General features: G+C 62.1%; 9 protein-coding genes. 1 reads left to right on the forward strand and 8 read right to left on the reverse strand.

Annotated elements, in window-relative coordinates; genetic code table 11:
* Positions 1-198: 198 nt before the first annotated feature.
* Complete coding sequence (locus G8767_RS34720; protein ID WP_166814192.1) at positions 199-1,101, reverse strand: ArdC-like ssDNA-binding domain-containing protein; 903 nt, start codon at positions 1,099-1,101, stop codon at positions 199-201.
* Between the two features lie 1,394 nt (positions 1,102-2,495).
* Between G8767_RS34720 and G8767_RS34725 the strand changes: the two genes are divergently transcribed.
* Positions 2,496-2,855, forward strand: a complete 360-nt coding sequence (locus G8767_RS34725; protein WP_166814194.1) for a hypothetical protein — start codon at positions 2,496-2,498, stop codon at positions 2,853-2,855.
* Between the two features lie 54 nt (positions 2,856-2,909).
* On the opposite strand, the gene G8767_RS34730 is transcribed toward G8767_RS34725, so the two are convergent.
* The 7 genes from G8767_RS34730 to G8767_RS34760 all read right to left on the reverse strand — a co-directional run bounded on the left by G8767_RS34730 (position 2,910) and on the right by G8767_RS34760 (position 5,995).
* Positions 2,910-3,749, reverse strand: coding sequence for a Fic family protein (locus G8767_RS34730; protein ID WP_166814196.1), 840 nt, complete (start codon positions 3,747-3,749; stop codon positions 2,910-2,912).
* A complete protein-coding gene (locus tag G8767_RS34735; RefSeq protein WP_142006838.1) occupies positions 3,746-3,967 on the reverse strand; it encodes an antitoxin VbhA family protein in 222 nt (73 codons plus the stop codon). Before G8767_RS34735 ends, G8767_RS34730 begins: the two co-directional genes overlap by 4 nt.
* 149 nt (positions 3,968-4,116) lie before the next feature.
* Positions 4,117-4,335: a hypothetical protein gene (locus G8767_RS34740; protein WP_166814198.1), complete on the reverse strand. Its 219-nt coding sequence runs from the start codon at positions 4,333-4,335 to the stop codon at positions 4,117-4,119.
* Positions 4,336-4,402: 67 nt separating this feature from the next.
* Complete coding sequence (locus G8767_RS34745; protein WP_166814200.1) at positions 4,403-4,570, reverse strand: hypothetical protein; 168 nt, start codon at positions 4,568-4,570, stop codon at positions 4,403-4,405.
* Between the two features lie 331 nt (positions 4,571-4,901).
* Complete coding sequence (locus G8767_RS34750; RefSeq protein ID WP_166814190.1) at positions 4,902-5,096, reverse strand: hypothetical protein; 195 nt, start codon at positions 5,094-5,096, stop codon at positions 4,902-4,904.
* A complete protein-coding gene (locus G8767_RS34755; RefSeq protein ID WP_298782123.1) occupies positions 5,093-5,638 on the reverse strand; it encodes a DnaB-like helicase N-terminal domain-containing protein in 546 nt (181 codons plus the stop codon). Before G8767_RS34755 ends, G8767_RS34750 begins: the two co-directional genes overlap by 4 nt.
* A gap of 36 nt (positions 5,639-5,674) precedes the next feature.
* The gene (locus tag G8767_RS34760; protein ID WP_166814204.1) at positions 5,675-5,995 is read right to left on the reverse strand and encodes a hypothetical protein; all 321 of its coding nucleotides are present in this window, start codon (positions 5,993-5,995) and stop codon (positions 5,675-5,677) included.
* Positions 5,996-6,128: the final 133 nt, after the last annotated feature.

A 6,128-nucleotide genomic window follows, 5' to 3' on the forward strand; every position in this document is an offset into this window, starting at 1 on the left:
GTTCAACAAATTCCTCGGACAACTCCACCACTGCCTGCAAACCGGACAAACCTACGACGAAACCCATGCCTTCCCACCTCCTCTCGTGCTCGCGGCTTGACTGTTAACTTCCTGAGATGTCTTTCGTAGACTTTCGGGCGCGACACCGGGCGGGCTCCTACCGCCCGGTGTCGCACCTGTGTTTGCGGGTGCTGCCGTCTATGCGGCTGCGGTGTCCTCGGCCTCGTCGGCGGCGGGCTCGAGCGCCTCGGCCAGGGTGTGGACGGTCGCCAGGACTGCGCGGGCGGTGTCGGTGATGACCTCGAGGTCTCCGTTTCCCCATCCGGCGATGTAGCCGATGCTGTACTCGGTGGTATCGAGTCCGAGCAGTCCGGCCAGGACGTAGGCGACGGATTCGGCTTCCACTTCGGCGCGGCCTCGGTGCAGCTCGGCGGGGTCGATGTCTCCGCTGGCGTGCATGAGTGCGTGGGCGGCTTCGTGAATCATCGTTTTCGCGGCTTGTGCGTCGCTGAGTGTGTCGTCGACGATGATGCGGCGTGATCCGTCGAGGCTGGTGCGGCCGTTCGTTTCTCCGGCGATGAGCTCGCGGGTGACGGTCCATCCCTGTTCGGTCATCACCTGCGCGATGCGGGTGTAGATCGCGGCGGGGTCGTCGCCTTGCAGTCGGGTGGTGATGGTGTCGGCTGCTGCGGCGGGGTGTCCTTCGATCGGGTCGGTTTGGGCGATGTCGAACACGGACAGGATCGGGAACCGTGCTGCGCGACGGGTGGTTTCCTCGCCGGTCTCGGCGTCGGTTTCGGTGATCTTCTTGGTCGAGTAGCCGAAAATCTTGATCGACTTCTCGCCCTTGCGGACCTGCCGTCCGAGTTCTTGCCACTTGCGGAATCCGGCGACCTGGCTGGCGTCCGGGGCCTGCGAGAAAATCAACATGACGTTGTTGAAGCTGTAGGAGTGGAACGCTGCTGCTGCGGTCAGGTAGGCGGCCCATGCGTCGGTGTCGGTGAGCTGGGCGACCTTCGCGGTGATGCTCTCGTGCAGTGCGGCGGCCTGCTCGCGTCGCGCTGCGCTCTTGTCTGCCGTGGTCTTCGCTGGTGCACCCATAACTTTTCGGCCTCCGCTGCTCGGTGGCGTCCCCCTGCTCGGTGGCCGCCAATTTTTTTGCCCTGCTGGCAAAGGAGAATCGCGTCGGCATGAGGGGGCCGGAGTGCCACCCCTGGGCCGGGAAAATTTCTCTGCGAGCGTGCGAGTGCGGGTTGAGAAAATTTCTCGGAGCCCTCGGGCCGGCATCGCCGCCAGGGGTTGCGCGCAGGTCACCGCCGACGAGAATCGGAAGGCCAGAAGGACAAACAAATCAACGCTTTTCGCTGGTGCGGAGCGCAGCGGAGCTCAATTCGGAGGACACCGGTAGGTGGCCGGCCGCCGGGCAGGCGCCAACACACCGCCGGCAACCGACCAGGCGTTCGCACCTCCCGCTCGGGTGGCTGGCGGGGTGATTGTGCGGGAGCGACGGAGGCCGACCACGCGTGGTGTCGCGGTAGCTCTGCTCTCGACATGAGTTTCTGGGAGAAGAACAATTCTATTTAAACTCGCTCGCATTCTAAAGGGGATATCTTATTAGCCTCTGTTAGTTAATTCGTAGCGATGCGCCCAGCTTGGAGTACCGACGCATTATTATCGTGGCTGTACGGGCAGCTGAGCGCCGATTCTTTCCGAGTGCATCAAATCGGTCTCGCAGCCCCGGAAAGCTCGCACATTGCCGCTGTGACCTGGTAGGATGTAATCCGTTGCTTCGAAATCTCGGGGCGACAAGGAATCCCGAAAGAATGGACGGCGGCTAGTTTTGTGCGCAAATCCTGAACCGAAGGGAACAATCGTGAACTAACAGAAAGGCTCTATCATGGTTAATGAAAGTACGGTAAATGAAGAAGATGGATCTAGTCGAGAGAATGCGTCTGGACAAAGGACTCGACCCCGTTGGTGGTCGGAGGAGTCTTTGGCAACGCGGGTGTGGCGCGGCGATCGGTCCATGCGGGTAATCGGCAAGGCAGCGGACGCCGTTTGGGGTCTGATCAGCGTGGCTTTACTGCTGATCCGCGGCTTGGAATGGCTGGGTCATGAGGTCCCTTTTGTGGATCCTGCTGCGCTGGAGGTTGTGAAGTCGGCAGTGTGGATCCCTGGATTCAAGGGTGTGGTGCGTCGGGTGTTGATTGTGGCGTTGGCATTGCCGCTGATTCTGATGGGCTGGCTGGTTCGATGGGTGAGAAGAGCGCGAAGGCGCTGTTCTTAGGCCCCTAATCGCAAATTGGGATGAGGAATGGTCCGACCCTGGGTCGGGCCATTTCTCTGTCCGGGGGTTGTCCGTCGGTGTCGAGGCTTGGTCGCGTTTCGGAGTGGCCGGCCGTGGGTGGTTTCGGATCTGCGACCGCGGCGGTTGGTGGTTGAACGCTGCTATTTTGGGTGCGTCCGCAGGTCGACGCGAGGTGGGGGAAAAGTTGATGGATAGTTGGAGTCCGGATTTTCGGCCGCGGAAGTGGGAGCGGGACAAGGAGCAGTTCGCGGCGTGGATGGCCGGCGCGGATGTTCGTGGGCCGTGGAAGCGTCGCCGGTTCGGAATCTGGCGCGAGGAGCAGTTTTCGGCCCAGATGCGCGTTGCTCGCGACGCTGAGCAGAAGCGTCAAGCGGAGCTGATGGCGAATCCCAGTGCTGAGCTTGTCGAGGCATATCGGGAGTTGCAGGCTGCGGAGGCGGCGTCCGGTGCGCGGATCGGTTGTGCGCGTGGCGGCGATATGACTGACCCGAAAACAGTTCGGGCGCTTGCGCGGCTGTTGAGCGATCACGCCGAAAAGTTCAAGTAGGAACAATTCGCAACCACATTAGTGCTGGTCACTCCGCTTTTTGCTTGGACGTTTTCAGTCTCTGCCGAGGTTGTGTTCGCGTTTCGGCTGGCTCGGTCGTGGCGGTGCGGGGTCTTCGGGGGCCACGGTACGGGTGCGGTGTGTGGGTGGTGCGGGGAAGCTCATGCGGGCGCGGTTGGCGATGTCGCTGAGTTCGTTGGGGTTGTACGGTTCGCGGTTTCCGCTGCGGAGGTGTTCGATCATCGCTTTGTGGTGCTCGGCGACCTCGAGGTGGATGACCTTGCCTTGGGTGCCCGCGAGGGTGGGCGGTTCGGTGTTGTTGCGGTGTACGCCGGGGGTGAGGACGTCGCGGAGTGGTGTGTGGGTTGCTTCCATTGCAACGTAGCGGGCGGCTTGTACTGCGGAGGCGTGGACTTTCTGCCAGTCGATGGTCCAGCCGGAGGATTTGAGGAGTTCGTCGAAGAAGACTCGTTGTGTGCGGGAGTTGCCGTCTCGGAATGGGTGCAGGACGGTGGTTTCGCCCCAGTGGTAGGCGAGTCGGTCGACGGCGCGGTCTTTCGGGAGTCCTTGGGGGAAGTTGTCTTTGGCGATTCCGCGGAAGATGAATGCTGCTTGGTTTTCGATGTGTTCGGGTCGGCAGTGTGGGAGGTTCATGCCGACGGCGCCGGTGTCGCGGGTGCGGAGGGTGCCGGCCCAGTCGTAGACGTCTTGCAGGATGAATTGGTGGATCTTTTTGAGGTGGTCGAAGTCGAAATTGCCTGGGATGGGCTGTGTTTCGAGTTGCAGGATGCGCTGGTAGGCGGCTGCGCGTTCGACTACGGCGAGTTTCGCGGGGTCTGTGATGCCGTATTTGTTGTTGAGGACGCCGGGGGCGATCTCGTAGGGATCGTTCACTCGGGCTGTGCTGCCTCGTATTCGGCGAGTGCTGCGGCGACTGCGAGTTCAACGGCTTTGTCGCCGGTGATTTCTCCGCGTAGTTGCCGGCGGCCGATTTCGAGGTCGGTGGCGCTGGGTTCCATGCCGGCCATGCGGTGTCCGGCTGTGGCGGCGGCGATGGCTCGGTCGATCTGGGCTTCGGTCATGTGCGACTGTGCGTTGCGTGCTGTGGTCACCGGTGCTCCTTCGTCGACTCGGGCGTGTGTGGTGGCGGTCGGGGGAGCTGCGCACCGTTGTCTATTCTACCTGATCATTGCCTGTTTCCTGTGGTCAACAAGCGTTGTGGGGCGGTATCCGAACAGGGTGTCTGCGAGGGATTGCAGCCCTAGCTTTGCCCGCTGTACCGGCGCCATACGAAGGGGGCGGCGCTGAGGAGAACCAGCAACAGCGTGACCAGGGCGAAGATCATGCCGAATTGCCACGGCTTCATTGCGTCGGGAAAGAACAGCCAGGCGATCAGTGTTCCGAGTACGAATCCGGCTACTGCTGCCCCTGCTCCTGCTTTTGCGACTGGGGCAACGATGGTGGTGATCTCGTTGTTCATGGCGGTCCTTTCTGTCGTTTCTGGTGAGTGTGCCGGTTAGGTCCGACAGGGATTGCGGTGTCGAGGGTCAGAACAGGGTGTTTTGCGCGGTGTGGGCTGCTGCGTCGGTGCGCCTCTCGTAGGCGGCGGCGAGGGTTTGCGCGGTGGTGGGGCTGCATCCCATTTCGGTGCCGATCTCGTTCCAGTCGGCTCCGTGGTGGTGCAACTGCCAGGCGTCGTGTTCGTCGTCGCTCATGAGGGTGTTATCCCTGTCTGAGGAGGCCGTTGGTCGAAACTTGCTGGCGGAGGGGTGAGATCCCGCGTCCATCCCCGATCGCTGAGCACGTCGTCTATGCGGGTGATGTTGGCGAGTTGTGAGCCTCGCAGTGTGACACGAAGTCGGTACGAAGGTTGACGCCAGAAAGTGATCGAGTGGCACATCGAACCGAGTGTGTTGACCGCCGATGGATAGTCATTGATCCAGTGCTGGCGTTCGGCCGGGCTCGCCCTCCGTCCTGGTTCTTCTTTCCGGCGTTCGAACCAGAGGACGGCCTCGTCGGACATCAGGTCCTTACTGTTCGCTTCGGTCATGGTCGATTCTCCTTGTCGTTTGGAGCTTTTCGGAGGCTGGCGGCTTTGGTGAAGCTGTAGGCGGAGGCGGTGAGGGCGATGATTCCGGCGGTGATCATATGTTTGGTGCCGATGGTGAAGTCCAGGGCTGCGACGGCGAGCGCGAGGACTCCGAAGATGCTGTGTTTCACCACACCTGGCTTGTTGGTCATGCTCGTCCTTCGCGGATGGCGGCGAGGCGTTGGGAGGCGGCTCGGCGTTCGCGGCCGATGCTGAGCAGGTGCTCGAACAGTTGGTCTTCGGGGAGCTCTTCCGCGGCCTGGGCGAGGGATCGTGCTGCTTCGAAGAATCCGCGCCGGTAGGCCTGGGTGAGGACTGCTGCGATGTTGTCCTCGAGTTCGGCGGACGGGACGCCGATGGTGGTGATGTCGGTGAGTGCTTTGGTGAGTTGTTTGCCGAGGTGTCCGCTGGTGCGGCCTTCTTGCTGCAAGGTGGTGAAGACGTGGGCACTGTTGTGGGGTTTGCCTGCGCTCACAAGGTCCGCGATGACGGCAAAGAGTTCGGCGTGGACGGGTCGGTAGAAGTCTGCGCTGGTCAGGGCCGCGACGGTTCGTTTCGCACTCTGGGCCGGCGCCCAGAGCAGCGAGCACAGGAGTTGAGCTTCGACGTCGAGGGCGATGCTGTATTCGTCGATGTCGTCTTCGTTGTCGGTGAGGTCGTCGAAGTCGGGGACGGTGGCCAGTGAGAGTGTCACGTCGGGTTCCTTGCTGTCGCCGGTGGGCATGGGAGGTCAGGTGCGCGGTGAGGTGAGTTGCCGGTGGCTGCGCAGGATCTCGGCGGCTGCGCGGAGGTTGCGGGCTGCGTCCTCGAGGTGGGTTGCGATGTCCTGGTCGTGGCCGGCAACAACTTCGGCGGTGTCCGTGCCGGCGGCGGTGTAGAGGGTGTGCAGTTCTTCGCGTGCATCACTGATTCCGGCGAGGGAATCGTCGAGGGCGGCGAGCATGGTGCGCAGTTTCCGGTCGACGGATTCGCTGTCGCGGCGGAGCTCGGCGTCGAGTGCGCGGTCGACGAAGTCTGCATCGGGAGTGAAGGTGAATGCTGCTGCGGTCATGGTGTCCTCCGTAAGTTGTTAGTTGGTCCGGAAGTGCTGGGTGTGGCTGATGGTGTCTTGCCTTGTGTGGCTCGAAACGAGTGGCCGCCCAGCGCTTCGGGACGCCCTGGCTGCTGATTGAAAAATGTGCTTC

This window comes from Rhodococcus sp. IC4_135, assembly GCF_011602025.1.
Lineage (GTDB): Bacteria > Actinomycetota > Actinomycetes > Mycobacteriales > Mycobacteriaceae > Rhodococcus_F > Rhodococcus_F baikonurensis.